At 56.6% G+C, this 25522-nt stretch carries 27 protein-coding genes; 19 read left to right on the top strand and 8 right to left on the bottom strand.

Annotated elements, in window-relative coordinates; genetic code table 11:
• The first annotated feature begins 117 nt into the window (after positions 1-117).
• The gene (locus MQE22_RS08600; RefSeq protein ID WP_255789578.1) at positions 118-1233 is read left to right on the top strand and encodes a DNA topoisomerase; all 1116 of its coding nucleotides are present in this window, start codon (positions 118-120) and stop codon (positions 1231-1233) included.
• 75 nt (positions 1234-1308) lie between these two features.
• Here MQE22_RS08600 and MQE22_RS08595 read toward each other — a convergent pair whose 3' ends face one another.
• Entirely contained in the window at positions 1309-2340 is a 1032-nt protein-coding gene (locus tag MQE22_RS08595) for an IS110 family RNA-guided transposase (protein ID WP_255789396.1), read from the bottom strand.
• Here MQE22_RS08595 and MQE22_RS08590 point away from each other — a divergent pair.
• Genes MQE22_RS08590 through MQE22_RS08565 form a run of 6 tightly spaced genes read left to right on the top strand, consistent with a single transcriptional unit; the run spans position 2257 to position 6689 of the window.
• Entirely contained in the window at positions 2257-3573 is a 1317-nt protein-coding gene (locus MQE22_RS08590; protein ID WP_483190448.1) for a DNA topoisomerase, read from the top strand. The genes MQE22_RS08595 and MQE22_RS08590 overlap by 84 nt on opposite strands.
• Positions 3570-4010: a 1-acyl-sn-glycerol-3-phosphate acyltransferase gene (locus MQE22_RS08585; RefSeq protein ID WP_255789573.1), complete on the top strand. Its 441-nt coding sequence runs from the start codon at positions 3570-3572 to the stop codon at positions 4008-4010. Before MQE22_RS08590 ends, MQE22_RS08585 begins: the two co-directional genes overlap by 4 nt.
• Entirely contained in the window at positions 3982-4305 is a 324-nt protein-coding gene (locus tag MQE22_RS08580) for a hypothetical protein (RefSeq protein ID WP_255789572.1), read from the top strand. The genes MQE22_RS08585 and MQE22_RS08580 overlap by 29 nt, the downstream gene beginning before the upstream one ends.
• Positions 4302-4553 (top strand): hypothetical protein, encoded by a 252-nt coding sequence (locus MQE22_RS08575; RefSeq protein ID WP_255789571.1) that lies wholly within the window; start codon positions 4302-4304, stop codon positions 4551-4553. The genes MQE22_RS08580 and MQE22_RS08575 overlap by 4 nt, the downstream gene beginning before the upstream one ends.
• Positions 4543-5118, top strand: coding sequence for a hypothetical protein (locus MQE22_RS08570; protein ID WP_255789570.1), 576 nt, complete (start codon positions 4543-4545; stop codon positions 5116-5118). Before MQE22_RS08575 ends, MQE22_RS08570 begins: the two co-directional genes overlap by 11 nt.
• Positions 5115-6689 carry a DUF3363 domain-containing protein gene (locus MQE22_RS08565; protein ID WP_255789569.1) on the top strand — a complete coding sequence of 525 codons (1575 nt, stop codon included), beginning with the start codon at positions 5115-5117 and terminating at the stop codon, positions 6687-6689. The genes MQE22_RS08570 and MQE22_RS08565 overlap by 4 nt, the downstream gene beginning before the upstream one ends.
• 88 nt (positions 6690-6777) lie before the next feature.
• Here MQE22_RS08565 and merR read toward each other — a convergent pair whose 3' ends face one another.
• Positions 6778-7191: a mercury resistance transcriptional regulator MerR gene (merR, locus tag MQE22_RS08560; protein ID WP_255789568.1), complete on the bottom strand. Its 414-nt coding sequence runs from the start codon at positions 7189-7191 to the stop codon at positions 6778-6780.
• A gap of 85 nt (positions 7192-7276) precedes the next feature.
• Between merR and merC the strand changes: the two genes are divergently transcribed.
• Genes merC through MQE22_RS08545 form a run of 3 tightly spaced genes read left to right on the top strand, consistent with a single transcriptional unit; the run spans position 7277 to position 10498 of the window.
• On the top strand, positions 7277-7711 hold the full coding sequence (gene merC, locus MQE22_RS08555; protein ID WP_255789566.1) for an organomercurial transporter MerC: 435 nt from the start codon (positions 7277-7279) through the stop codon (positions 7709-7711).
• A 24-nt stretch (positions 7712-7735) separates the two neighbouring features.
• Positions 7736-9379, top strand: coding sequence for a mercury(II) reductase (gene merA / locus MQE22_RS08550; protein WP_255789565.1), 1644 nt, complete (start codon positions 7736-7738; stop codon positions 9377-9379).
• Between the two features lie 54 nt (positions 9380-9433).
• Positions 9434-10498: an ADP-ribosylglycohydrolase family protein gene (locus MQE22_RS08545; protein WP_255789563.1), complete on the top strand. Its 1065-nt coding sequence runs from the start codon at positions 9434-9436 to the stop codon at positions 10496-10498.
• Between the two features lie 58 nt (positions 10499-10556).
• On the opposite strand, the gene MQE22_RS08540 is transcribed toward MQE22_RS08545, so the two are convergent.
• Positions 10557-10826, bottom strand: coding sequence for a winged helix-turn-helix transcriptional regulator (locus MQE22_RS08540; RefSeq protein ID WP_255790286.1), 270 nt, complete (start codon positions 10824-10826; stop codon positions 10557-10559).
• A 148-nt stretch (positions 10827-10974) separates the two neighbouring features.
• Between MQE22_RS08540 and wrbA the strand changes: the two genes are divergently transcribed.
• The 3 genes from wrbA to MQE22_RS08525 all read left to right on the top strand — a co-directional run bounded on the left by wrbA (position 10975) and on the right by MQE22_RS08525 (position 13105).
• Entirely contained in the window at positions 10975-11583 is a 609-nt protein-coding gene (gene wrbA / locus MQE22_RS08535; RefSeq protein ID WP_255789561.1) for an NAD(P)H:quinone oxidoreductase, read from the top strand.
• Positions 11584-11592: 9 nt separating this feature from the next.
• Positions 11593-12225 carry a YceI family protein gene (locus tag MQE22_RS08530; protein ID WP_255789560.1) on the top strand — a complete coding sequence of 211 codons (633 nt, stop codon included), beginning with the start codon at positions 11593-11595 and terminating at the stop codon, positions 12223-12225.
• A gap of 64 nt (positions 12226-12289) precedes the next feature.
• Positions 12290-13105 carry a DODA-type extradiol aromatic ring-opening family dioxygenase gene (locus tag MQE22_RS08525; RefSeq protein WP_255789559.1) on the top strand — a complete coding sequence of 272 codons (816 nt, stop codon included), beginning with the start codon at positions 12290-12292 and terminating at the stop codon, positions 13103-13105.
• Between the two features lie 399 nt (positions 13106-13504).
• Here MQE22_RS08525 and MQE22_RS08520 read toward each other — a convergent pair whose 3' ends face one another.
• From MQE22_RS08520 to MQE22_RS08500, 5 genes are all read right to left on the bottom strand, one after another.
• On the bottom strand, positions 13505-14560 hold the full coding sequence (locus tag MQE22_RS08520) for an IS5 family transposase (protein WP_255789558.1): 1056 nt from the start codon (positions 14558-14560) through the stop codon (positions 13505-13507).
• Positions 14561-14636: 76 nt separating this feature from the next.
• Complete coding sequence (locus tag MQE22_RS08515; protein ID WP_255789556.1) at positions 14637-15335, bottom strand: VIT1/CCC1 transporter family protein; 699 nt, start codon at positions 15333-15335, stop codon at positions 14637-14639.
• Positions 15336-15387: 52 nt separating this feature from the next.
• Positions 15388-16089 carry an MgtC/SapB family protein gene (locus MQE22_RS08510; protein ID WP_255789555.1) on the bottom strand — a complete coding sequence of 234 codons (702 nt, stop codon included), beginning with the start codon at positions 16087-16089 and terminating at the stop codon, positions 15388-15390.
• Between the two features lie 14 nt (positions 16090-16103).
• A complete protein-coding gene (locus MQE22_RS08505; RefSeq protein ID WP_255789554.1) occupies positions 16104-16307 on the bottom strand; it encodes a hypothetical protein in 204 nt (67 codons plus the stop codon).
• Positions 16308-16338: 31 nt separating this feature from the next.
• Positions 16339-17718 carry an NRAMP family divalent metal transporter gene (locus tag MQE22_RS08500; RefSeq protein WP_255789552.1) on the bottom strand — a complete coding sequence of 460 codons (1380 nt, stop codon included), beginning with the start codon at positions 17716-17718 and terminating at the stop codon, positions 16339-16341.
• A gap of 442 nt (positions 17719-18160) precedes the next feature.
• Between MQE22_RS08500 and MQE22_RS08495 the strand changes: the two genes are divergently transcribed.
• The 6 genes from MQE22_RS08495 to MQE22_RS08470 all read left to right on the top strand — a co-directional run bounded on the left by MQE22_RS08495 (position 18161) and on the right by MQE22_RS08470 (position 25518).
• Positions 18161-18823: a Crp/Fnr family transcriptional regulator gene (locus MQE22_RS08495; protein ID WP_255790284.1), complete on the top strand. Its 663-nt coding sequence runs from the start codon at positions 18161-18163 to the stop codon at positions 18821-18823.
• A gap of 67 nt (positions 18824-18890) precedes the next feature.
• On the top strand, positions 18891-19079 hold the full coding sequence (locus tag MQE22_RS08490) for a YgaP family membrane protein (protein ID WP_255789551.1): 189 nt from the start codon (positions 18891-18893) through the stop codon (positions 19077-19079).
• Between the two features lie 307 nt (positions 19080-19386).
• A complete protein-coding gene (locus MQE22_RS08485; protein WP_255789549.1) occupies positions 19387-19668 on the top strand; it encodes a hypothetical protein in 282 nt (93 codons plus the stop codon).
• Positions 19669-19737: 69 nt separating this feature from the next.
• Complete coding sequence (locus MQE22_RS08480; protein ID WP_255789544.1) at positions 19738-21030, top strand: TolC family protein; 1293 nt, start codon at positions 19738-19740, stop codon at positions 21028-21030.
• Positions 21027-22418 (top strand): efflux RND transporter periplasmic adaptor subunit, encoded by a 1392-nt coding sequence (locus MQE22_RS08475; RefSeq protein ID WP_255789543.1) that lies wholly within the window; start codon positions 21027-21029, stop codon positions 22416-22418. The genes MQE22_RS08480 and MQE22_RS08475 overlap by 4 nt, the downstream gene beginning before the upstream one ends.
• Positions 22411-25518 (top strand): efflux RND transporter permease subunit, encoded by a 3108-nt coding sequence (locus MQE22_RS08470; RefSeq protein ID WP_255789542.1) that lies wholly within the window; start codon positions 22411-22413, stop codon positions 25516-25518. The genes MQE22_RS08475 and MQE22_RS08470 overlap by 8 nt, the downstream gene beginning before the upstream one ends.
• The last annotated feature ends 4 nt before the right edge of the window (positions 25519-25522 follow it).

Below are 25522 nucleotides of genomic sequence, written 5' to 3'. Positions count from 1 at the left end.
GCAGCAAAGGAAGACCACTACATCAGAAGATGCTATTGATTTCCCGAAAAGCGCCCAGCCTACCGATCCCCTCCGGGTCTGGCTATACCCAGTCAGGAATTTTCAGGAGTCATCACCATGGCCACTGTCATCATTGCCGAAAAGCCCAGCATGGGCCGGGCGATTCGGGAGGGGCTGGGGCCGAAGGCCAGCCAGTATGAAATCACCAATGCCATTGGACACATTCTGGAGCAGGCGGAGCCCGACGAATACCTGCCGGATTCCATCCCCAAGACGGCCAAGGGAACGAAGATATGGCGCCTCGAGGATCTGCCCATCATCCCTGACCAGTGGATCAAGCATCCCAAGACCGGCCGCGGCATCAAGGAGCAGCTACAGCACATTGGCAAGCTGCTGAAGACTGCCGATACGGTCGTCAATGCCGGAGACCCCGACCGCGAGGGGCAGCTCCTGATCGACGAGATTCTGGAGCATTTTCGGTATCGGGGTCGGGTGTTGCGGGTCTGGCTCAAGGCTTTGGACAGGGAAAACGTCCAGAAGGCCTTCGCTGCCTTGGAGAGCAACGAGAAGTACCGCCCTCTCAAGGATGCTGCCGAGGCGCGAAGCCAGTCCGACTGGCTGGTGGGCATGAATCTTACGCGCTGTGTCACGGTTCGCTCTGGCGATTTGTTTTCCGTTGGCCGGGTACAGACGCCAACCCTGGCCCTGGTGGTTCGGCGCGATATCGAAATCGAGAATTTTCGGCCTTCGGATTATTTTGAAGTCTTTGCCCAATGCCAGCATGCGCGGGGCGGTTTCATTGCGAAGTGGAGCCCGCAGAACCCCGATGGACCAGGTTTTGATTCCGAGGGCCGGCTGATCGATCGGAAATTGGCGGATGCCGCTGCTACCAAGGCTACGGGAACAGGCCGGGTAACCAAGTTCGAGGCCAAGGAGCAGAAGCAGGCAGCACCCTTGCCCTTCAATCTCTCGACGTTGCAAAAGGTGGCCTCGAGCCGCTTTGGCATGGGCGCCCAGGAGGTTCTCGACACCTGCCAATCCCTTATATGGATGCCTCCATTTGAGCAAGTCGACGTTCGATGTATGACGGTGAGGTCAAAGTGCTGCCTTATATCCGGCCTGTTATGCAGGAGGTTCCTGCTGGCCCTGATGAAATCCGCTGAAAGGGACCTTATCTTTATTGCGTCCTTTTTTGGGACAAGATTGATCCAGGCTCTCCCTTCCCCGGTCTGACCTGTTACGCCATCAATCGTGCCTACCTGCGCAACTGTGAAACTATAAACATGCTATTCGACTATCGTCCTGTAATCATGCGACGGCTACCGCTATTGGCTTGTAATTCGGGTCATACTGGCGGTTTTTGGCCAGCAACGCCCAGATCGTTCGAGCCATTTTATTGGCTTGTGCTACGACGACCACATTGTGGGGCCGCCGACAGCGTAATTTGTCGATCCAGGGATTTCGATCCCTGGTCTGGCAATTCACCACGGCTCGCGCCCCATGGGCCAATAGGGTTCGGAGATAGGTATCTCCGCGCTTGCTGATACCCAACAGGCGAATCTTCCCGCCAGTACCGGTCTGCCGTGGAACCAACCCCAAGAACGACGCGAACTCCCGGCCAGAGCGAAAGGACTTCATATCCCCTACTGTAGCCACGATAGCTGTGGCAGTGAGTAGCCCCACGCCAGGGATCGCCATCAAACGGGCCACCGCTTCCTGGTCCTTTTTCCATAGCCTCAGCCGTTTCTCTATATCGGCTATGTCTTTGTCGAATTCTGCCAGCCGCTGGATCTGACGCCGGAAGGTCTCTAGTGCCACGGCCGATAGCCTGTCCTCCAACGTCGAGAGAGCATCGGGGATCTCCTTGAGACCTTTCTCGCGGCCTTGGGGAAGATCTATACCAAATTCATAGAGCAGCCCCCGAATCTCATTCACCTGCATGGTCCGGATCTTGACCAACTGTTCCCGCATGCGATGCAAGGCCAGAACGGACTGCTGCTCCTCGCTTTTGACGGCGACAAAGCGCATACCAGGACGCTGAACAGTTTCCCAGATCGCCGCTGCGTCTGCCGCATCGGTCTTGTTGGTCTTGACGAAAGGGCGCACAAACTGCGCCGCGATCAAGCGCACCTCGTGCCCTAGCTTGCCCAGTTCCCGCGCCCAGTAGTGGGCACTACCACAAGCTTCCATGGCGACAATGCCGGGCTCGCGGTTCACAAAGAACTCGAGCAATTTGCCACGTCGCACTTGCTTGCGATGAATCTCGCCCGTCTCCCAATCTACCCAGTGCAACTGCATCACCCGTTTTGCCAAATCCAGCCCATAAATTGTATTCTGCATCGTGAGTCCTCCTTGACCCATTTGTGGATGAACTTCCACCTTGGCACTTTGATGCCGTTCGGTTCAAGCGAGGGCTCCCTGCCTACTCGTGGAGCTCCCCGCTGCCGATCCTATAAGGGGAGGCATCCATTACATCTTTATGAGAAGAAAATCACCACGTATCCCCGAACGGATTGCCGGTACCTGCCCGAGGAACAATTGGCAGACGCCCCAAAGATTCTGCAATCGCTTCCGATTTCCGACGCGGTACGCAGCCTGGTCAACCCTCGGCAGAAGCATGCTACCTGGAACAACGGCAAGATCACGGCCCACAACGCCATCGTTCCCACGGGTGAGCGGGCTTCTGGGCTCTCAGAGAAGGAGGCGAAGCTCTATGAGCTGATCTGGAAATCCTATGTAGCACTGTTCCTGCCGGAGTATCGCTACAAGGCTCTGTTGGTCTTGGTAGAGCTTGGTGGTGAGACCTGGAAAGCAACGGGGCGGCAGGACCTGGACCACGGGTGGAAGAGGCTCTACGGCAAAGAGGCGCAGTCGGAAGAGGAGGGCGAGGAGGAGGGGCAGGCGCCGCTGCCGCTCATGCAAACTGGTGATTCCATCCAGGGGCAGAGCGGACAAGTGCAAGCCAGGCAGACCAAGCCTCCCGCGCGGTTTACTGAAGGCTCGCTGATTGATGCCATGAGCAACATCCACAAGTTTGTGACGGACCCAGAGGCGCGCGCCAAACTCAAAGAGACCTCGGGGCTCGGAACCGAAGCGACGCGAGCATCGATCCTGGAAACGCTCTTTGGGCGGCAGTATCTGCAGAAAAAGGGCAAGCAGCTGATCTCCACCCCAAAAGGGCGGGCACTGATCGCCTATCTCGAACGATCCAACCTGGGGGAATTTGCCAACCCGGTGACCACCGCCCGCTGGGAGGACCTCCTCTCGGGAGTGGCTGCCGGCCGCATTCCTGCCGATCGCTTTGTCGGAGCGGTAACCGATACGGTGACCACTGCCATCACCAAGATGAAGGCAAATGGCGCGGGCATTGCCACTCCTGCGAAGACCAATGGCAACGGCAAGGGCGCAAAAACCCTCCCCTGTCCCATCTGCAAAGGTTCAGCGACGATAAAGCGCCTGGAGTCGAAGAAGAAAAAGGGAAGCTATTTCTGGATGTGCTCCAACCGGGATGCACACCCACTACTTGCAGACGAGAAAGGCAAGCCGGGAAAACCTTTTGGAGCGCGGACATGACAGGGCTCCTGGTTCTCGCCCGCCCCCATGTCTCTTTACTCGACGGTCCGCGCCTTGCCTGGTGGTTGGCGCACAGGCGGGGGATTCGCAATGCGCTATTTCCGGTAGATCCTGCCTATGCACGACACCCGCTTTGTGCTCCCCTGTTGCGTGGGTACGGGTGGCTGGTCGGTGGCCATCGCATGGTCCCGCTCGACACCGACAGCCCCTTTGCGTTACGCCACCTTGCCCAGATCTTGATGGCGGGTAAGACCATCGTGCTCTTCCCGCAAGGTACGGGGCTCAAGGAGGGACCAGACCGCCCGGATCGTCCGGGTGCTCAGTGGCTGATCGAGCGTGCCCGGCCCCAGGTTTTGACCGTCACCATCAGCCAGGATCGATTCATTCTTGCCTCGAGGAGTCTTCACCATGCGCAGAGTCTCGAATCTCGCCTTTAACCAGGAGTTTCCAGCAGCCAGCGGGTTGTCGGGTATACGCTCGGAGAGTCCCGTCGTTTTGGCCCGGGATCGGCACAATCCCTTTGATTCGGATGCCGTAGGGGTATGGCTCGAAGGGTTTCCCAAGATACCACTGGGGTGGCTCTACCGGAAGGACACGAATCGCGCTGTTGTCCTGCAGGCCCTGGACCAGGGAAAGCAGCTGCAGGGGCGGGTCCAGTTGCGGGCGCCTAACCCACGGATGCGTGAGGATCGGCGCAGTGAGCGGCAGAAAGTCGCGGTGTTCTGGCTTTGAAGCCGGAGGCACGCGCGAAGGCGCTGCGCATTCTCCAGAACCCCTCTTTGTATTTGCCGTTGCTGTTCACGGCCTACGCGATGGACACCGACGAGAAGCTGGCCGACTGGTTGGCGAAGAGTCTGGGGGAAGAAGCCGAGATGCGAATCAAGCAACTGTTGGTCGAGGGTTTCCTGCACACGCGGGAGCCAGACCTGATTGCTTACGCTCGCAGACGAATTCTGGAGGAGGGAAAAGATGCCGAGTGATGCGGAGATGAAGAAGCTGTTGTCCAGAAAAAGAATCCCGCCGCGGGTATTGCGCCAGGATACCCCGGGAGGAACGGTCTGGGTGCCGCGCTGGCGATGGGCTGGACGGCTTTTTGGGCGGGAAGTGGCGTTGCCACCGACCTTGGGTCCAGCGAAGGCGAGCCGACCGGAAGCACCTACCGTTGCTGCTGAGGAGAGCAACGCCACACCCCCGCAGTCCGTTGCGGACGTGAGCATATCGCCACCCACGTCGCAGCATTTGCGCGAGCGCTGGAGTGCCTGGGCAGTTCCCCTGCTCGCCATTCTCGCGGTGTTGGTCCTGGTCTATGGCGTGGGAGCAACCTATGGCTACCTGTTGGCCGTGGGACACCCACCGCCCTGGGTATCCTCCGGGATACTGGGTGCCTTCCTCGATGCGCCGTCGGGCGCCTTGCTCCTGCTGTTGGGCGGACTGGGTTGCCTGCTAATGGCCCGAGAAGAATACGAAGTGCGCCCGGCCTGGCTCGTTTCCGGGACTGGCCTCCTTCTGTTGTTCTTGCTGGCCACCTTTGCGAGCCTGTTGTGAGTGAGCGGCGCTCCGATACCTCGGTTTCCGGGAAATCCTTCGTTCGCGGGAAGACGATCGAGGAAGAGGAGCGCCATGGCCGTCCCCAAGCCGCCCGGGTCGTCCGTCAGATCGTTGCTGAACGCCGGGCCTTACCCAAGGGCGCTGGGGGAGGGGCAAAGATCATTCCTTTCCCCCGGAGCCTTGCCAGCCGAAGGGCATACAAGCTGGCTCCGTTGGGTGCCCCAGACCGGGTTGCCGCCCGTCGGGTTACGGTCAAGACCAACTACGTTGGCAACCGCAAGCAAGGGCAGTGGGCTGCGCACGGCAGCTATCTCGAGCGCGAAGGCGCCCAGAAAGAGGACGAACGGGGCCAAGGCTTCGACGCCCGGAACGAGGAGGTCTCCCTCAAACAGCGCCTCGGGGAATGGCAACTGGCGGGGGACCCGCGCTTGTTTAAGGTAATCGTAGCGCCGGAAGAGGGGGATCGTCTGGCTCTGCGGGAATACACTCGCCAGTACATGGCGCGGCTTGCGCCGCACCTGTCGCCGGAGCCAGAGAAGGTCGAGTGGGCGGGCATCGAGCACTACAACACTGGGCATCCCCATGTGCACGTGCTGATTCGAGGAAATCGGGGATTGCAAATTCCGCCGGAGATGATCCAGCGGGGGATGCGCAATCTTGCCTCCGAGATTGCCACCGAGCGTCTGGGATACCGCTCCCCCGCAGAACTCCGTCAGGCCAAAGAAAAACAGATCGATGCCCGTCGTCTCACGCCGCTGGATCGGGAGATCGAGCGCCTGGCGCGCCCTTTGCCTGAGGGTCGCTCCTTTCTGGCGGAGAGGCCGTTGCTGCCGAAAGACCGTGGCTATGCCGAGCAGCGCCTGCGCATTCAACGCCTGGAATCCCTGGAGCGTTTAGGCTTGGCGGAAAAGGTCGGGTCTTCTACCTGGGCGTTGGAGGCGGGATGGAGCAAGGGCCTTCGAGAGCTCGAGGTCTTGCAGACGCGCAGCAAGATGGTGGCCCAGGCGAGAGCCTTGATGTCCGAACCGCGCTGCGTCCCGCAGGTGACCAGACTCAAGCCAGGCGATCGTCTGGTGGGGCGTGTCCTCGGCACAGGCCTGGACGAGCAGTACGACCGGTCCTTCATTTTGCTCGAAGGAACCGACTACCGCGCCCACATCGTTTACCAGACAGCATCGATCGAGCAGGCTCGCGCTGTTCAAGGGTTGCAGTTGCGACACCTGGTCGCCCTCGAAGGCCAATCCTTTGAAAAAGCCTCTGGCGGTGGGCAACCCGGCAAGACGTTCTCCACCGTGGCAGTGACAGACTACGGGATCGAGATTCCCGACAAGGCTGCCCCGGTAAAAATACCCGAAAAGGCACTGGATGATGCGCTGGACGCGGGTATGCCGGGATCAGAGCAGGCGAGTACGGGATTTCAGCGCTATTGGCACGAGCAGTTACTGGAGCGGCAGCGGCAGAGAGATCTGGAGAAAGCCAGAGCAGATCGAAGGAAACAGGAACAGGAGAAAAAGGCTCAAGCGCCGCAAAAGCCTGCGCCTAGCCGTGATGATGTTGAGTTGGGGTGAACCTGCGTCGGAAGGGACAGGATCTATGACGGGAAAAGACCAAAAGCGGTCGTTCGCAATTGGCACTATCCGAACTCGTTGCTGAGGCTTACTCTACATCTGTTTGCAATGCTGCGATAAGTGGGCAAGTCACATTTTTATCCCCACGACTGCATTTCTCAAGCAGATTAGCCAAGGTGCTCTCCATTCTCTCTAAATCCTGCAAGCGGGCACGAACTTCAGTCAAATGAATTTCTGCAATCTCCGCCGCTTTGCTGCAGCGCATGCCCTCATCCAGCAATAACAAGTGATGAATTTCCTCTAAGCTAAACCCCAATCGTTGCGCTGATTTGATAAATTTTACTCGCGCCGCGTCCCCTTCGGTGTATCGACGAATCCCTCCAAGGGGACGAGGCGGCTCGCGCAATAGCTGTTTGCGTTGATAAAAGCGAATCGTCTCGACGTTAACACCCACCGCCGTTGCGAGGCGACCGATCGTGAGAGTTGATTCTTGTGAATCCATGGCAGTTGACTCCGTACCCAAGTACGGATGTAAGAATAGTGCATCGAAGTGGTTTTGTCCCTGACTCCATTCGCAGGAGGGTCCTATGTCAGTCCTTACCCGTATTATCGATAAAGCCGGGGTTGTTGGCTCAATCCTCGGTAGCTTCAGCTGTGCCATGTGTTTTCCGGCAGCCGCTAGCCTGGGTGCCGCCATTGGCATGGGTTTCCTCAGCCAATGGGAGGGGTTATTCATGCACTGGCTGATCCCCCTATTTGCCAGCATGGTGCTTCTGGCAAACCTCGCCGGCTGGTTTTCTCACCACCAGTGGTCCAGAGCCTTGTCAGGTGCCGTCGGACCGGTTCTGGTTCTCGTCGGTGTATTTGGGATGACCCAGCATTTGCTCACTCCAGAGATTACTCGAGCGCTCTTTTATGTGGGGTTGGTAGTCATGGTCCTGGTTTCCCTCTGGGATCTCTTCCATCCCAGGAATCGTCGTTGTACACCGGATAAATGCGAGACACCCACGCAACAGAGCTAAGTTCTGCAGACCAAGGGAGATGTTATGACGAGGAAAAAGACGGTATCGCTGACTGTCACGGGCATGACTTGCGAGAGCTGTGCATTGCATGTGCGCAAGGCTCTGGAGGAGGTTCCTGGAGTTCAAGCGACGAAGGTTTCTTATCCTGATGCTAGTGCAAGCGTGGATCTAGATTGGGAGGTTCCGCTGCAACGATTGACCGATGCAGTGCGTGCGCAAGGCTATGGTGCGAGTCCTAAAAGCGAGGATGTCGCCGCATTCCAAGATGCAAGAGATCTGCACATCGCCATTATTGGCAGTGGTGGTGCCGCCATGGCATGCGCGCTGAAAGCGGTAGAGCGTGGTGCGCGTGTGACGCTTGTCGAGCGGGGCACCATCGGCGGTACCTGCGTAAATGTTGGTTGCGTGCCCTCCAAAATCCTGATCCGCCAGGGCTATGTTGCCCAGCTGCGGCGTCAGAGTCCTTTCGACGGCGGGATCAGTACTGCGCTGCCCCAGATTTCGCGTAATCGCCTATTGGCTCAGCAGCAGCAGCGCGTGGAGGAACTACGCCACGCAAAGTACGAATCCATCCTAGAGAGTACCCCCCAAATTACGCTCCTTCGGGGCGCGGCAGGTTTTGTGGATTCCCATTCCTTGGCGGTTGCGCTTCAAAACGGCGAACGTTGCCAAATCTCCTTTGATCGTTGTTTAATTGCTACCGGAGCACGCCCAAGTATTCCATCCATACCAGGGCTGCAGGGTACGCCGTTTTGGACTTCTACCGAGGCCTTGATGGCCGACTCCATCCCGACCCGACTGATCGTCATCGGTGCTTCCATTGTCGCTGTCGAGTTGGCCCAGGCTTTTGCCCGCCTGGGAAGCGAGGTCACGATCCTGGCTCGTAGTCGGCTCCTTTCCCAGGAGGATCCCGCTGTCAGCGAATCTCTCGCTGGAATTTTCCGGGAAGAAGGGATCCGCCTTTTGGAGCATACGGAGGCAAAACAGATCCAGTTTGTCGACAGAGAATTTTTGGTCGATCTGCCCACAGAACAACTTCGCGGCGACAAGTTGCTAGTGGCAACCGGCCGACTTCCGAATGTAGAAGATTTACATTTGGAGCGCGCGGGACTCCAGACAAATCCCCGCGGCGCCATTCCCGTAAATGAATACCTGCAGACCGATGTCGACCACATTTATGCGGCCGGAGATTGCACGGATAAACCCCAGTTTGTTTATGTGGCGGCGGCCAGCGGAACTCGTGCAGCCATCAATATGACGGGGGGTGAGAGCGTCCTCGATCTTGGCACCATGCCTGCCGTGATCTTTACCGACCCGCAGGTAGCCACGGTCGGCATAACGGAACAAGAGGCCAGTGCTCGTGGGTACTCTGTGGAAAGTCGCATCCTGTCTCTTGATTACATTCCGCGCGCCTTGGTGAATTTTGATACCCGAGGATTCATCAAAATGGTTGCCGAAGCGCAATCCGGGCGCTTGCTCGGGGTGCAGGCTGTGGCAGCGGAAGCTGGGGAGCTAATACAGACAGCAGCGCTGGCCATTCACAAGCAAATGACGGTCCAGGAGCTGGCCGACCAGCTTTTCCCGTATCTAACTATGGTGGAAGGACTCAAGCTCGCAGCCCAAACCTTTTCCAAGGATGTTACGCGGCTATCTTGTTGTGCCGGTTGATCGGGAATAGTCTGCAAAGAGGACAAGTGCACGGATTTTCACAGGAGAGCAGAAATGAACCGAGTGGCTGGAGCAATCATGGGGGCCTTGATCGGCGACGCTCTCGCGACCGGCTGCCACTGGTACTACGACCTAACGACCATGCGCAGCGTTTGTGGGAAGTGGGTCAGCGATTATTTGGCGCCGAAAGCTGGCCATTACCATGCCGGTCTCGAGGCTGGCGCAGTCTCCCAGAGCGGATGGCTTCTGATCCTCCTCCTGGAGTCTCTCCTGGAATGCAACGGCTACGTCGAATCCGATTTCACGCGCCGTCTTGACGAGGAGCTATTCCCCCAGCTGGACGGAACCCCTCTGCAAGGACCCGGTGGCTATACGAGCCAGTCCATCCGGGAAGCCTGGCGGAAACGAGTGCTAGAAAAGAAGCCCTGGGGGCAGTGCGCCGGATTGGCCGACACTACCGAGGGTGTGGAGCGTATCATTCCCCTCGCAGCATTCTTGCACCGGGACTTGCGTGCATTGGCGAGTGCAGTCCTCAACAACATTGCCCTGACCCAGAAGGATGGGGTGGTACTTGCAATGAGCCTGGCCTATGCCGCCGTTCTCGCCCTGCTGCTGCGCGGCGTCCCCTTCGATGAAAACATTTCTGCACAGCTCTTGGCAGCCGTACGATCGAATGAATTGCCATTTCATACCGTCGCTGGCGGACAGCTGGAGCGCCTGCCAGAAGGAAGCGAGCAGATGGTCCCGGGGCAGTTACCATCGCCGGATGCTTTATTGACTCCTAGCTACATGGCGAGAACCGCAGCGGATCCAGGAATCCGCATTGAACCGGCATGGAAGGTGAGTTTGGTGTATGGCATGCCTTGTGCCATCTATCATCAGATGCCCGCTGTCTATTACCTTAGTGCCCAGTTTTCCCACGACTTCGAAAATGGCGTATTGCATGCCGTGAATGGCGGTGGGCAGAATCTTTCGCGAGCCATGCTTACCGGTGCCCTGATTGGCGCTCAGGTCGGTCTCGAAGGAATTCCCGAACGATTTTTGACAGGACTTAAGGAAGGATCTCGCTACGTTGCGCTGGCAACACGATTGGAAAAGCTGATTCCCGAGTGCGGCTGAAAAGATCTATAGCACGAGACTATGCGTTATCCTCTTTTCTCTTAGCCGCATCCCACCGTCATTTCTCTTTTTGCCAACGCTGAGCCAGTTCATTAAGACTAGACAGCACTGCACCAAGCTCTTTTCCCTTCGCAGTCAGACCATACCACACCTCCGGTGGAATCGTTGGCCGGTAATCGCGAAAGACAACTCCGGCCGATTCCAAATTGCGTAGACGCTCCGTCAAGATCCGGGAGGAGATGCCAGGGATGGCTTTTTTGAGCGCCCCAAAGCGCATAGTTCCCTGGGTCTCGAGAACCCACAAGAGATAGGTAGTCCATGGCCCCATAATGAGTCGCAGGAGTCGATCCATGGGGCAGGAGGTTTCGGAAGAACGTTGGCTCATTGGTTACTCTGTAGTACCTACTTTACAAAAGAACTCTACTACCAGTCTAATACCATTGTCGATGACATCTACCAACGAGGAGTATTCCGTCATGAGCAAGATACTGGTGCTGTACCATAGTCTGTGGGGTCATGTGGAAGCGATGGCCGAGGCAGAAGCGGAAGGGGCGCGCTCCGTGGCCGGCACCACGGTGGAGATCAAGCGGGTGCCAGAGAGTATGCCGGCGGATACCCTGGCACAGCTCCACGCCAAGACCCAGCAAGCAGCACCGGAGGCGCACCCCGATGAGCTTGCGGACTATGATGCGATCATTTTTGGCACACCCACCCGCTTTGGCAACATGAGCGGCCAAATGCGCAATTTTCTCGACCGCACGGGTAATCTTTGGCAGAAAGGCGCCCTGGTCGGCAAGGTCGGCAGCGTGTTTGTGAGCACTGCCACCCAGCACGGTGGCCAGGAGACCACCCTCACTTCTTTCCACACCTTTTTGTTTCATCAGGGAATGATCGTAGTTGGCGTGCCCTACAGCTGCCAGGAATTGATGAACATGAGCGAGATCAGCGGTGGTACACCCTATGGTGCCACAACACTATCCAACGGTGACGGCAGTCGGATGCCTTCTGCAAATGAACTTGCTATTGCTCGCTTTCAAGGTAAGCACGTGGCAGAAATTACCCAAAAACTCATTGCCGGAAATTAGGAGCTTCTTATGTGTAACAGAATCCCACAAAGTATCCTGTTGGTCGCCGGGCTCTGCCTCGCCAGTGCAGCGCTTGCTGCTCCCAAGACCTATACTCCCCTCTCCGGAAACCCGAGTGGGACGTATCGTATCGATCCGCAGCACACCAATGTATTTTTCACTATTGGTCACGTCGGCATTACCCAGTTCACGGGTCGCTTTGACAAAATCAGTGGCACCTATATCTTCAACACCAAAAATCCTGCCGCAGACAAGGTAGATATCACCATCCCCGCAGCGAGCATCAACACGGATTTTGCACTGCGTGATCAGCACCTGCGCAGCAAAGAGTTCTTTGATGTGAAACGCTATCCGACGATCACCTTCGTCAGTAGCAAGTATGTGCCAACTGGAACGAAGACGGGGACACTCTACGGCAATTTGACCCTGCACGGGGTGACCAAACCCGTAACCTTTCAGGTACAGGAGATTGGGGCAGGCAACGTTCCCTACCTTCCCAAACCTTGGGGTGGATACCTTTCGGGATTCGTAGCCACCACCGTCATTCATCGCTCCGAGTTTGGGATGGATGCCTACCTGCCTGAGGGACTATCCAACGCGATAGCCGTTAAAGTCGAGGTCGAGGGGGTCAAGGAGAAATAGTCTCGTGGCGAGCGCCGTCACGATTATCGACGCCCTCGCACCTGGATGACTGGGAGAAGCACTCTTGACGCGCCAACCTTGTCTGTATATCCCACATGGAGCGGGTCCTTGTTTTTTCATGGACTGGGATCCACCCGATACGTGGTCACAATTACGAAATTTCCTAAGTACCCTGCCAAATCGCTTACCACAGCGCCCGCGCGCAATTCTTGTGGTTTCCGCCCATTGGGAGGAGAAGGTATTTACGGTGCAAAGCAATCCCCATCCAAGCCTTCTCTACGATTATCTAGGCTTTCCGGAGCATACCTATCATCTTTCCTGGCCCGCTCCAGGAGATCCAGAACTCGCGGAAACAGTCGTTGACTTGCTGGGCGCAGCTGGTATCCCGACTGCAAAAGATCATGCGAGGGGCTACGACCACGGAGTCTTTGTTCCCCTCATGCTCCTGTTTCCCGCCGCAGATATACCCTGCGTCCAGCTCTCGCTGCAGTCGAGTTTGGATCCCGGTTTGCATTTTTCGGCTGGGGAGGCTCTTACATCTTTACGAGAGGACAATGTGCTCATCATCGGGTCCGGCAACAGCTTTCATAACGTGCGCGTGATGATGTCTCCAGCACAGAATCGGCAATCCCAGCAGCTGGGATTGGAGTTTGATGATTGGCTAACGAAAACCATCGCTTCCTCTACATCAGAAGAAGTGAGAGAAAGACTGAGCAATTGGTACAAGGCCCCTGGCGCCAAATTTTCGCACCCGCGAGAAGAACATCTCGCACCCCTATTTGTAGTTACAGGAGCGGCAAGAGAATCCCTGGGAGAGAAGATTTTTGAAGATCATGCTATGGATGTTGTAGAGAGCGTCTTCCTATTTGGTGACGAGTAAACCGAGAAACGAATTTTTCTTAGGAACGAAATAGACCAAAAGCGGTCGTTCATTTTGTGGGCATAAAATACCTTATTTGTATGCTTCTGAATAATTATCTGTGACTAACGTTTTTTTCCGATAGCTACGTTAATCTATGTTTAATGATGATGAACATGTTTATCTATTTTGGTCTATAAAATTAGCTATCTTTGAAGCTGTTTTCCGGAGTACAAGTTCCAACCCGGATAGCAGCTCCAAGAAAGTTCTTCTAACAGACTGCTGAAAAACCGAGCGATAAAACTGACGATTCTTCGGTTTTTATCAAAAATGACTGCCTGAATGCGCCTCTGGGCGGGTTTTCTGCGATTTTCCTAGTCACTTTTCTCGATTTACCGCATTCTGGGCGCAGCGCTCCCATCATGCCACCCCCAGTCGTGCCATGCGCACCAGATTGTAGGCAGTGGAAACCAGGGTGAAGTGCAGACCTACACGATCCAGACCACGGAATCGCGTTTTGCGCATCCCGCCCACGGTCTTCATCCAACCGAAGATCGATTCAATCCGCTTGCGCACGCGGATGCTGATGGTATACCCGACGTGACGAGTGGTGCGTCCATCAATCGCCGAACCTTTGCATTTGCGCGCCACATGGGGCGTGACGTTGCGGTCACGTAGATTCCGCACAAATTCGTGCCGGTCATAGCCCTTGTCGGCTCCCAGAGTAATGCGATCAGCACCGCCCAGTTCGTCGAGGAGCTGCACTGCAGCATCCACCTCTGCCGTACCATCCGCCTTGGTGACCTGCTCTCCAGCAATCAACCCATGCCGATTGTCCATCAGCACATGCCCCAGATAGGCCAGCCGCGAAGCCTCTCCTGAGGCCTTCTTGTAGAGGCGGCAGTCGGGGTCGGTCACCGAGGCATGGGTGTCATTACTTCGCTTCTGCCCACGGAAATCGGAGCCATCGCCCTGCCGATCCTCGGGGTCTTTGGGCTGAAAGGATTTCTGCGATGCCCAGGCTTCCAGCAAGGTGCCATCCACAGAGAAGTGTTCCTCGGAAAGGAGTCCTTGGTTGCGTGCCTGCTCCACGACCGTCTGGAAAAAGCGCTGCACCGTTCCGTTGTCCAGCAAGCGGTCTCGGTTCTTGGTGAACACCGTCGGCACCCAAATCGGGGCATCCATTCCCAAGCCCACGAACCAGCGGAACAAGAGATTGTAATCGAGCTGCTCCATCAGTTGGCGTTCCGAGCGGACGCTGTAAAAGACCTGCAAAAGCAAAGCGCGGAGCAGGTGCTCTGGAGGAATCGAGGGCCGGCCAAGGTCCGAATAAATCTGGTTGAAGTGTCCGTCGAGTTCAGCCAAAGACCGGTCCACGATCACCCGGATAGCACGTAGGGGATGATCTGCCGGCACACGATCCTCCGGGGATAGATAACTGAACAACGCACCTGTCTCTGCCTTGGCTCCACGCATGATCGAATCTCTCCGTGCCCTGTCCCGCCAATTATACCACGGACTTTTTCAGCAACCTGCTAATCGGCAGAAAGGATTACGTGAGTTTACCTAGCAGCATGCCTACTCCAGCAGTAACAGCCATCGCCATTGCTCCCCAAAAAAACACTCTCAATGTGCCTTTGAGGATGTTGGCTCCTCCAAGCCACGCCCCTAAACTCCCTAAGGTAGCTAGAGAGAGAAGGCATACAGCTAGGACCATTGGCGCTATCAATGCTAGCGGCGTGAGCCAAATTGCCAAGAGTGCCGGTGCTACTCCGACAGTGAAGCTGGCAGCCGATGCCAAAGCCGCTTGGAGAGGATTTGCACCTTGGGTCGCCGAGATACCAATCTCATCCCTCGCATGCGCGCCCAATGCATCATGGGCCATTAGTTCCTCGGCTACCTGTTCCGCCAAACTCCGTCGTAGGCCTCTCCCAACATAGATTGCCACGAGCTCCTTGTGCTCAGCCTCGGGATTGCGTTCCAGCTCCCTCTTCTCTAGCTCCAAATCGGATTTTTCAATATCAGCCTGGGAACTGACCGATACATACTCCCCGGCAGCCATGGAAAACGCTCCTGCGACCCAAGCTGACACTCCGGCGATGAGGATATCCGTTTGCGACAAATTTGCCGCGACTACGCCTAGCACTAGAGATCCAACAGATACCAGGCCGTCATTCGCTCCCAGGACGGCCGCACGTAGCCAACCAGCCCGCTCCACTCTATGCTTCTCATGATGCTGCGAAATGGTCATCCTTACCTCCTATCTTCGGAAAGTTCACAATGGTGACAAGAATCGGTCGGCGCTAATCGCCAGTTCTTTGATTCCAGAATGCTTGATGTACCTGAGGCATTTCATCGAACTTCGTGACGAGCCGGTCCAGAGTTTCCGCATCAACCGTGTTGGGCAGCAAAATCGCCTGCATTTCCGTTTCCTCCTCTCCAAAGGCGTGCATATACAAGTCCCGTAGGGGATACCCTGCGGATTCCAGCTCTTCACTGAGAATGTCGATCAGCTCGGATTCCTCTCCCCGCTGAACGATGATGGAGAAGGTGTAATTGAGTTCTGTCGCTGTCTCACTCAACGGTGCCCGATTGATGCGATTCACAACCGGACGAAGCAAGGTGTTGGCGCTGATCACGAAAGCGGCAGCGACGAGTGCCGGAAAGATCTGCTCTGCCCCAGAACAAGCACCCACGGCGGCAGAGCCCCACAAGGTCGCTGCCGTGTTTAGCCCACGAACATTCGCTCCCTCCTTCATGATGGTACCTGCCCCAAGGAAACCAACGCCAGAAACCACATAGGCGACCACACGTATCGCGTCCTGCATCCCACCCATGCGTATGGCCAGATCCACGAATATCGCGGCCCCAACCGCCACCAAGGTGTTGGTCCGCAATCCCGCAGTCCGTTGGCGCCACTGGCGTTCGATGCCGATCAAGGCGCCGAGTACAAAAGCGAGAAAAATATCCCCAGTGGTAGTCAGCATGGTGGGAATGGTGGTCATACGCTTTTCTCCGATCAGTGCATTCCGCGAGCAAAGCCAATCCCCACCATGACGAGCATGACGACGATGTAGATTCGGAGCCCCCAAAAGGCCCACATTACCCAACCTTGAATCGGAGCACGCTGAAGCGGCACACTTACTCGCAACTCTTCTTGAATCCAACTGCGTTCCTCTGCCAGAGCCTGAGGAACATATTGCCTAATCCATTCGTTCTTCATTGCAACCTCCTGTAGCGAAGAATGCGTGCGATCACAACAGATGAGGGAAGACAACGCTTACCCCATAGAGGCCGTTGGCGAAGATCAACATCGCCACGATGGCAAAGGAGGCGAGGTTCTGCCATGGCTTATTCACGTGTTCGCCCATAATTTCGGCGTCATTGAGTAGCATGAGTAGGAACAGCATGGCTGCCGGCATGAAAATGGACGCCACCACCTGCACCGTGAGATTCAAAAATCCCAGCGGCGCGTTCGGGATCAGCACCACGATCGCCGCAAGGGCCGTTCCCAGCAGACCGGAGAGATAGAACGGCAGGGCCCGCTGCGGCGGCAGGTTGATACTCCGCGGCAGCTTCAGGGCCTCTCCTACTGCCCAAGAGGTACTCGCGGTGATGGCAATGGCGGCGATCAAACCGGCCTCTACGAGCCCCAAGGCAAATAACGAGGTTCCGATGCTGCCAATCGGGCTATGCACGAGTGCGGCCATGATCCGATGGATCCCAAAACTTGCAGCGCCAGGTGTCCCAAAGACCCAGGTTCCGGTCAGGACGACAAGGGCGATAGCCACTACTCCCATGGCAAACGTTCCCAAGGCCGTGTCGATTTGTCCGGCCCGAATGTCTTTAACCGTCAGCCCCTTGTCCACCACGCTGGATTGTTGGAAAAACAGCATCCATGGTGCAATCGTGGTACCCAAGTTGGCCAAGATCACATAGAGAAATCCGCTGATGGCAACTCCTGCCGGGATATGCCATGTCCCGAGTGCGGCCACCACCTGACTCCAGTGCGGATGGGCGGCAATAGCCAAGGGGACAAACACCAAGTTTCCAGCGGCAATCCAGAGGGAGACGCGTTCCCAGGAGCTGTACCGCAGGAAGAGTAGAATTCCGGCGATGAGGAAAAACGCACCTATGGCGCTCCAGATCGGCGGCACACCAAAAACCTTCAGGCCGACGGTGATACCGATGAACTCGGTGACCAGGGTGAGCACATTCGCAATGACGAGATCGATGAGGGAAAACGATCCCCAGAATGGTCCATAGCGGCCCCAAATCATTTCTGCGTGACCACGCCCAGTCACCGCCCCCAGGCGCACCGTCATTTCTTGCACGACATAGGCCACGGGGGTAATCAACAACAGAAAGGGGATAAAAAAGCCAATGCCATAGGCAGCCCCCGTCTGGGCGTAGGTAATTACGCCACCAGCGTCGTTATCGGCGACCATGACCAAGATGCCTGGCCCCACCAGCGTTAGCAAGAGGATCAGACGTTTCCACAGTGTCGGTCTGGTTTCTAATTCTTTCCGCAAGCGATGGACACGCGAACGGTCCGCTAACCGCTGACGATCTTCTTCTGACAGATTTTCCCAAGCTCCCGAAGCCGGAGCATCTGTATTGAACGAAGCTGCCATATTCATGCCTCCCAGTAACAAACGGGAAGGCAGGCTGGGACGAACACCAACCGATTCCGCGCAAAGCGCGGAGCTCATCTCTGTGATAAGGAAAAATCACATCGCCCGAGGACCGGGCGATGGCAAGCAGAGGCTAGACCAACCCGCTCCGATCAACGGACCCTGAGTTGCCCGCAAGGGGCCATCTAGGGTGACTGTCCAAGCAACTGCCTCCTAACGAAAACACTGGCGACTTTGTAAACTGCTTTGCCCCTGGTTGTCAATCGGTTCCTAATATACTTGGGCAGTCCAAACACCCCCTGTTCGAGATTGTGATTAGAGCCTGCATTAATGTGTTCTCTCGCGCCGCCCGCTCTGTCTGTATCAGCGAAAACCATCGCTGGGGATGGTAAGCTAACAGATATCGTTGGCATTTTCCCTTTTGAAAGGTAGTAAGTTGCTCGTGAATAATTGGTATTCTCATTTTCCGGCGTTGCAGCAGATGTCCGATCCTGTGGCTTTGCAGGCACTGCAGCAGGTTGAACGCCTGTCGCTGTCGCGCGGTACCGTAGTGTTTGAGGAGGGCAGTCCTTGCCGCCGTTACTTATTCGTTCTGTCCGGCTCGGTTCGGGTACAGCAATGCTCGCCTCAGGGAAGAGAGATTGTGCTCTACCGGGTGGGGCCAGGAGAAACGTGCATTTTGACCACCGCTTGTTTGCTCAGTCATCACCGCTACCCGGCCATGGGCCTTGCCGAAACCCCTGTACAGGCCGTCACTCTCGCGGCGGATGTTTTCCAACAGGCCATTGCTGCCTCAGCATCGTTTCGTGATTTCGTATTTCAGGCCTATGGACAACGTCTCAGTGAGATGCTCCTGGTGATGGAAGAAGTGGCATTCACCCGCCTAGATGTGCGCCTAGCACGCCGGCTCCTCAGTTTGAGCGGTGACCATGGACATTTGACGATTACTCACCAAGAACTCGCCCTGGAGCTCGGTTCGGCGCGGGAGGTGATCAGCCGCTTGTTAAAGGATTTTGAAACGCGGGGATGGTTACATCGCCGTACCGGTTTGGTGCAAATTCTGGATCGCCAAGCACTAGAACGTTTGGCGAGGGATGTTTGGTGATTAAGTCACTGCAACCCAAGGGTCCCACCGCTATGCTGATACTGTATCCACTATGCGGAGCACCGTCATGTTGAACGAAGGAATGGTTGATCGGGGTATTCGGGTTTTGGTTGGAGTGGTTTTGCTGATACTGGTCTTTGTGGGTCCGCAAACCCCTTGGGGTTGGGTTGGCGTGGTGCCCCTGCTGACGGGCTTGGTGGGCTGGTGTCCGCTCTACTCCCTTTTGGGACTGCGTACCTGCCCATTGCGCAAATAAGGCGCTGTAGAACTGGCTTCGTCGGATGCTGCCTGGTAAGGGGGCTATTCCCCTTGACATTACAGCAAGATGCAATGCTAGTATTTAACCATAAGGATTTCCTTATCCATTTAGGGGCCCTCAGAATCCTGTGACTGCTTACGGCATTCCAGTCAAACTCACCTCTTTCCCCCGCAACTACGGCGGGGGACGGCAGGGTGCCTTATTGCGAGCCCGGATGATGGTCCTTTTCAGCCTGATCCTGTTGTTGGTGCCTTTGGCTGATGCGGTGTTTCCAGACTTTTGCCATTGCAACCGGATGGCAGAAATGTCCATGACAAGCATGCGGGACATGTCCATGCATTGCCCAATGATGGACGGCAAAATGGCCATGCCCGGGATGCAGGGTCATTCTTGTGTTGCGCTATGCGCCTTGGCCCATGCTCCTGATGGCTCAGTCTTTGGCCACCTCATTCTCCCGGCAGTCTCACTCTATGCGCTCCTGTGGTTTCTATTGCCGCCGTTGCGTTTTTACATCGCACCGTTCCTGGACCTCGTCTTGGTTTGGGCGCACCCGCCACCCCTTTCGCAGGTCCGGCTACTGATCTGAGTTTTCCTGAAGACGAGCGCCTCCCAGCCCGTTGGGCGGGATTGTCCGTGTCATTTTCAGGAGAACACTATGATTTCCTTTCAGGAGAAATCTCTATCCTTCCGCTCCAGGCATGCTCTCGCTTGGATCATGCTCGGATCCGTCGCCGGTCTGCTGACCCCGGGCCAGGCGACCGCCACCAGGCTTGACCTCTCCGCCGCCGAACGCCTGCTGCAGCAACAAAACCCGAGCTTGGCTGCCTATCAACAAAAGATCCAGGCATTGCGTCACCAGGCAGTGGCCGCAGCACAACTCCCAGATCCCCATGTCAGCTTGGGAGCTGTCAACCTCCCTACCAATAATTTCTCCATGAACCAACAGCAGATGAGCATGCTCAGTGTGGGGTTGAGTCAGACCTTTCCCCCCTTTGGGCAGCTCGCATTGCGGAGTCAGCAATTACGCATGGAGGCGACCGCAGAAACCGCCACGCGCGCGGAACGGGCAGCAGAGCTGCGTTGGCTATTGCAACAGAGTTGGATCCAAGCGCAGGTAGCGCATCAGGAAAGCAGCATCCTGCAGCGTCAGAAACGGCTCGACCAGATGACGGAACAGGCAGCGGTAGACGCCTATCGTGCCGGGAGAGTGGACCAAGCTGCGGTATTACGCAGCCAACTGGCCCTCGCCAACTTGGAAAATCGAATGGACCAAGTCCGCGCCCAACAACAAACGGCCCTCGCTCGGATCGCCGAGCTTTTGGGCTCCACTTCGGCCCTACAACTGCGTTGGTCTTGGCCCCATTTGCAGCCGCCAGCGCCGCTAGCCGCACTGCAAATGAAGTTGCCAGGGCAACCGGCATTGCAAGCCGCCGCTGCCAGCAGTCGCGCAGCGGCCCTTGCAGTCCGGGTAGCGCGCACAAATCTCTTGCCATCCATAACCGTAAGCACCGCCTATGGCCAGGATTTTATGCCGGGTAGTCCCAATTGGCTCTCGATTGGCGTCAATCTGAGTCTCCCGATCTTTCCCGGAGATCGCCAGGACCAAACCATAGCCGCTGAGCAGGAAAAAGAGATGGCTGCGGAGGATACCTACGAGGAAGAACGACTGCGCTTGGCACGTCAGATCCATACGGCCTATGCCCAGTTCCGGGCAGCTGATGCACAGTACCAACGCACTAAAAAAACCTTGTTGCCCCTCGCAACGCAAGCCTATCGTGCCGAACTCGCTGGTTTCATCGCCGGGCGAACGTCCATGCAATCGGTTCTCCATGCGCAGAACTCGGTACTGGAGACGGCACTGCAGGCCCTGGTCGCCAGAGAGAATCAAGCACTCAGCAGCGCAGAACTGGCATACCTAGCCACCCAATACCAAGGAGCGCAAGCATGAACCGGAAGATTCTCGTTTTTTCCCTCGCGTCCCTAGGAATTGGGGTGGGGATCGGGGCAGCAAGCGTTCTGCTGGGATCCGCTTTTTTCCCCGCGAGCATTTCAATACCAGTCGCGAAGCATCCCGCCGAGAAAAGCACATCTTCTCCCGCCAAGCCGCGCATTCTCTATTGGGCAAACCCCATGAATCCCGCCATTCATGCGAGCCATCCCAGAAAAGACAACATGGGAATGGCCTACATCCCGGTATATGCCCACGCGCCGACTGCCTCGTCACCCGGGCTGGCAGTCAATGCGCGGATGGCACAAGAGCTGGGCGTACGCACGGTTCCTGTACTGCGGCGGAAAATCGGCCAGGTGTTCTCTACTGTCGGGACAGTCGCCGTCGATCAAAACCGTGTATTCAGTGTTACCCCTCGTTTTTCAGGGTGGATTCGGTACTTGGCCGTTCGTGCAGTCGGCGATCCCGTGCAGGCTGGAAGCGTATTGGCCCAAATTTACTCGCCGGAAGTATACAGTGCCGAACAGGAGTATGTGCTCGCGCACGAAGACGCCAACGCTAGCCCTGTGGCCGGGGAAGGATTACGCAGTGCTGCAGGAGAACGTTTACGACTGTTGGGGCTATCCCCCAAGGCAATATGCGAACTCGCAAAGACCGGGGTGGCGCAGGCACAGGTCCCTATCGTGGCGCCCGCATCCGGTGTCGTCGAGCAAATCGCTGTCCATCAAGGGGGATATCTGTCGGCAGAGAGCAGCCTCCTGGAAATTGCCAATCTGGATCGTGTCTGGGTACAGGTGGCACTGTACGGGTACCAGTTGCCGGGAGTGCGTGTTGGCGATCGTGTTGACCTGCGCTCTCCCAACTACCCAGGCAAGGTTTGGCGTGGCCGACTGCGCTTTCTGTATCCCACTCAAAACACGCAGAACCGTACCGTCACGGCACGCTTGAGTTTTGCCAATCCCGGTGGCGTGTTGCGCCCCGGAATGTATGTGAATGCGCGCGTGTGGACCCGGGTGCAACCGCACCTAGCCGTTCCCGACAGCGCCATCCTGCATACGGAGCGGGGAGACTTTGTCATCCTTCGCCAGCAAGGTGGGCACTTCCTACCCGTGGAGGTCCAGGTGGGACCCTCCGCGGATGGATGGACGGCGATTGAACAAGGACTACGCGCTGGCGAGCGCGTGGTCGACAACGCGCAGTTTTTACTCTACTCCGAGTCCCAATTTCAATCGGTGCGCGCTCGAATGCTCGGTGGCAATGAATCTGGCAAGGCGACTGCCGCGCCCCATTCTGGCTCGGCCCCCGCACCTTCGGTTGCTACCGATCATTCGGTAAAGAAGCCCTCTAGCTCCATGGCCGGTATGCAGATGGGAGGCGGACATGATTAAAGGTATCGTTCGTGCCTCCCTCGACAACCCACTAATCGTTATCCTCGCGACAGTTCTCACCGTGGTGACGGGAATTTTGGCAATTCGCAGTATTCCCCTGGAAGCGATCCCGGATATCTCGCCTACTCAGGTCATTGTCAAAACGAGTTATCCTGGACAAGCCCCGCAGGTAGTCCAGGACCAAGTGACCTATCCCTTGGAGACCACCTTACAGGAGGTGCCTGGCGCCCGCGCGGTTCGAGGCTATTCCATGTTTGGCGACTCCTATGTGTATGTCCTCTTCAAGGACGGCACCCCGATCTATCAGGCCAGGAACCTCGTTCTGCAGTACTTGGAGCAGGCACAGAATGAACTCCCGACCGGCGTGATCCCGGCGTTGGGTCCAAACAGCTCCGGGGTCGATTGGATCTACGAATACGCCTTAACGGACCCAAGCGGCACGCTCAATTTGGCGCAATTAACTACCCTACAGAATTGGTTTTTGAAATTCGCCATTCAAGGGATTCCAGGTGTAGCCCAAGTGGCAACCGTAGGAGGGATGGAGCAGGAGTATCAGGTAGTCATCCACCCTCATCGCTTGCTCAGCTACGGCATCACGCTGCCACAGGTCGAGGCAGCCATTCGTGCTGCCAATGGGGAAACCAGCGGGTCGGTCATTGATATGGGTGAGTCCCGCTACATCGTGCGAACGTCCGGCTACATCCACTCCCTTGCCGATCTGCGCCAGGTTTCTCTGGGGGTGCGTGATGGGGTACCGGTGACGCTGCAGCAAGTTGCACGGGTACAGTTAGGCCCGGTTCTTCCCAGCGGCATTGCCGAGTTGAATGGCCAGGGGCAAGTCGTTGGCGGCATTGTGATGATGAATCAGGGTGAAAATGCCAATGCCCTCATTCAACGGATACAGCAGAAACTGCACAAATTGCAGTCCTCCCTACCCCATGGGGTGCAAATCGTCACGACCTACAGTCAGCGTCCCCTCATCCAGCGCAGTATTGCAACACTCAGTGGCAAGCTGGTAGAGGAGTGTATTGCCGTCCTACTCATCACCTTCCTCTTTTTATTCCGCGTGCGTTCTGCCATGGTCGTATTGATCGCTCTGCCGATCGGCATCCTGGCCGCTTTTGTGGCCATGTATGCCCTGAACATCCCTGCCAACATCATGTCCCTGGGAGGGATTGCAATTGCCGTGGGCGTCATGGTCGACGCACCCGTGGTGATGATCGAGAACATGCACAAGCGTATGGAAAGTGGAAAGAAGAGCGATCCCTGGGCGGCGGCCCGGGAGTCCGCTTTGGAAGTCGGTCCGGCGCTGTTTTTTTCCCTACTTGTGATCACCGTATCGTTTTTGCCCATCTTCGCCCTCGGCGGCCAGGAAGGGAAATTGTTTTCCCCTTTAGCCTTTACCAAAACCTTTGCCATTGCCGCCGCCGCTGTGTTGTCCATCACCCTGGTTCCACTCCTCATGGCCTGGCTGATTCGCGGTCGCATTCCTGAAGAGCGAAAAAATCCCGTGAATCGCCTGTTGGCGGCAGGTTATCGGCCCATCATTCATGGCGTGCTGCGAAAGCCCTGGTTAATTCTAATCGGAGCAGGGCTACTGACGCTGACACTGTTCTATCCGTGGCAACGCCTGGGAACCCAGCTCATGCCACCTTTGGATGAGGGGACTCTGCTGTATATGCCCGTTGCGCAGAATCCGGCGATCTCTTATGGAGAAGCAGGAGCATTATTGCAGTTGACGGATCGCATCCTCAAAACCTTCCCCGAGGTAAAAACGGTCTTCGGCGAGGCCGGACGGGCGCAGACCGCTACTGATCAGTCCCCGATTTCCATGTTTGATACGGTGGTAACCCTTCGCCGCAGACAGCACTGGCCTGCAGGGATGAGCTTGAACAGTTTACGCAGCAAGCTCAATCAGGCGCTCCAAATTCCGGGGCTCAGTAACGACTGGACGCAGCCCATCAAAGGTCGGGTAGATATGTTGACCACGGGTTTGCAGACCCCACTCGGAATCAAAATCGCGGGCCCCAGGCTTGCCGTGTTGAACCGCCTTGGGCAGGAAGTGCAAAAGGCCCTGCAGCCGCTGCCCGGTACCCAGTCCGTGTATGCAGCCCGTGTACTGGGAGGACGCTACATCGTCATTCACACCGATCGCGTAGCGGCAGCCCGCTATGGAATCTCCGTGGCAGACGTGAATCAACTGGTGCAAACGGCTATTGGTGGCAAGGTGCTGACAACGGCCGTCGAGGGTGTGCAACGGTTTCCGGTCAATTTGCGGTATCCCCGTACCCTACGGCAGTCCTTGCCTGCCTTGCGAAATGCCTATGTCACTGCGCCGGACGGAACCCAAATTCCCCTGGCACAAGTGGCTCAAGTGCGCATGGAATCGGGGCCCGCCATGCTGACAAGTGACGACAGTCAATTGAACACCTGGGTTACCCTGGACCTCAAGCCCGGCACAAGCATTGGAGGCTATGTGTCCGCAGCGCAGCGGGTGCTAGCGAAACAGGTCCGTTTACCCCCAGGTTATACCCTCGATTGGGTAGGCGAGTACCAAAGCATGCAGCGGGCAAATCAACGTTTGCTCCTGATTGTCCCCGCGGTATTGCTGCTGATCGCGGTGTTGCTCTACTTCAATTTTCGCAACATCGTCGAAGTAGGCATCGTCCTAATCACGCTACCGTTTTCTCTGATCGGCGGGCTGTGGTTGGTCTATCTCCTGCACTACAAATTATCCGTTGCGGTCGTCGTCGGACTGATTGCATTGTCTGGCGTAGCGACAGAGTTTGGCGTGGTCATGCTGCTGTATCTGGATGAGGCGGTCTATCGCCGACGAACCCGAAATGCCCTGCAGAATTGGCATGATCTGCAATTGGCCGTGGTCGAAGGCAGTATGCTGCGGCTGCGCCCCCTTGCCATGACCTTTACCTTGGTCGTGGTCGGCCTGCTGCCGATCATGCTCAGTCACGGAACTGGCGCTGACATGATGAAACGCATTGCCGCGCCGGTGATCGGCGGCATGTTCAGTGCAGCGTTATTGGCACTGTTGGTCATCCCGGCGCTCTATGCGCTGTGGCAAAAACGTCGTTGGAAATTTTAGAAAC

It is taken from the genome of Acidithiobacillus sp. YTS05 (assembly GCF_024396695.1).
Lineage (GTDB): Bacteria > Pseudomonadota > Gammaproteobacteria > Acidithiobacillales > Acidithiobacillaceae > Igneacidithiobacillus > Igneacidithiobacillus copahuensis.
This window is presented reverse-complemented; position numbering and strand designations above follow the sequence as displayed.

What these genes read in the sequence shown, in the direction of transcription:
- MQE22_RS08600 (WP_255789578.1), top strand. Translation starts at nt 118, where the DNA reads ATGGCCACTGTCATCATTGCCGAAAAGCCCAGCATGGGCCGGGCGATT.
- MQE22_RS08590 (WP_483190448.1), top strand. Translation starts at nt 2,257, where the DNA reads ATGAATCTCGCCCGTCTCCCAATCTACCCAGTGCAACTGCATCACCCG.
- MQE22_RS08595 (WP_255789396.1), bottom strand. Translation starts at nt 2,340, where the DNA reads ATGCAGAATACAATTTATGGGCTGGATTTGGCAAAACGGGTGATGCAG.
- MQE22_RS08585 (WP_255789573.1), top strand. Translation starts at nt 3,570, where the DNA reads ATGACAGGGCTCCTGGTTCTCGCCCGCCCCCATGTCTCTTTACTCGAC.
- MQE22_RS08580 (WP_255789572.1), top strand. Translation starts at nt 3,982, where the DNA reads ATGCGCAGAGTCTCGAATCTCGCCTTTAACCAGGAGTTTCCAGCAGCC.
- MQE22_RS08570 (WP_255789570.1), top strand. Translation starts at nt 4,543, where the DNA reads ATGCCGAGTGATGCGGAGATGAAGAAGCTGTTGTCCAGAAAAAGAATC.
- merR (WP_255789568.1), bottom strand. Translation starts at nt 7,191, where the DNA reads ATGGATTCACAAGAATCAACTCTCACGATCGGTCGCCTCGCAACGGCG.
- merC (WP_255789566.1), top strand. Translation starts at nt 7,277, where the DNA reads ATGTCAGTCCTTACCCGTATTATCGATAAAGCCGGGGTTGTTGGCTCA.
- merA (WP_255789565.1), top strand. Translation starts at nt 7,736, where the DNA reads ATGACGAGGAAAAAGACGGTATCGCTGACTGTCACGGGCATGACTTGC.
- MQE22_RS08545 (WP_255789563.1), top strand. Translation starts at nt 9,434, where the DNA reads ATGAACCGAGTGGCTGGAGCAATCATGGGGGCCTTGATCGGCGACGCT.
- MQE22_RS08540 (WP_255790286.1), bottom strand. Translation starts at nt 10,826, where the DNA reads ATGGGGCCATGGACTACCTATCTCTTGTGGGTTCTCGAGACCCAGGGA.
- wrbA (WP_255789561.1), top strand. Translation starts at nt 10,975, where the DNA reads ATGAGCAAGATACTGGTGCTGTACCATAGTCTGTGGGGTCATGTGGAA.
- MQE22_RS08530 (WP_255789560.1), top strand. Translation starts at nt 11,593, where the DNA reads ATGTGTAACAGAATCCCACAAAGTATCCTGTTGGTCGCCGGGCTCTGC.
- MQE22_RS08520 (WP_255789558.1), bottom strand. Translation starts at nt 14,560, where the DNA reads ATGCGTGGAGCCAAGGCAGAGACAGGTGCGTTGTTCAGTTATCTATCC.
- MQE22_RS08515 (WP_255789556.1), bottom strand. Translation starts at nt 15,335, where the DNA reads ATGACCATTTCGCAGCATCATGAGAAGCATAGAGTGGAGCGGGCTGGT.
- MQE22_RS08510 (WP_255789555.1), bottom strand. Translation starts at nt 16,089, where the DNA reads ATGACCACCATTCCCACCATGCTGACTACCACTGGGGATATTTTTCTC.
- MQE22_RS08505 (WP_255789554.1), bottom strand. Translation starts at nt 16,307, where the DNA reads ATGAAGAACGAATGGATTAGGCAATATGTTCCTCAGGCTCTGGCAGAG.
- MQE22_RS08500 (WP_255789552.1), bottom strand. Translation starts at nt 17,718, where the DNA reads ATGGCAGCTTCGTTCAATACAGATGCTCCGGCTTCGGGAGCTTGGGAA.
- MQE22_RS08490 (WP_255789551.1), top strand. Translation starts at nt 18,891, where the DNA reads ATGTTGAACGAAGGAATGGTTGATCGGGGTATTCGGGTTTTGGTTGGA.
- MQE22_RS08485 (WP_255789549.1), top strand. Translation starts at nt 19,387, where the DNA reads ATGTCCATGACAAGCATGCGGGACATGTCCATGCATTGCCCAATGATG.
- MQE22_RS08480 (WP_255789544.1), top strand. Translation starts at nt 19,738, where the DNA reads ATGATTTCCTTTCAGGAGAAATCTCTATCCTTCCGCTCCAGGCATGCT.
- MQE22_RS08475 (WP_255789543.1), top strand. Translation starts at nt 21,027, where the DNA reads ATGAACCGGAAGATTCTCGTTTTTTCCCTCGCGTCCCTAGGAATTGGG.
- MQE22_RS08470 (WP_255789542.1), top strand. Translation starts at nt 22,411, where the DNA reads ATGATTAAAGGTATCGTTCGTGCCTCCCTCGACAACCCACTAATCGTT.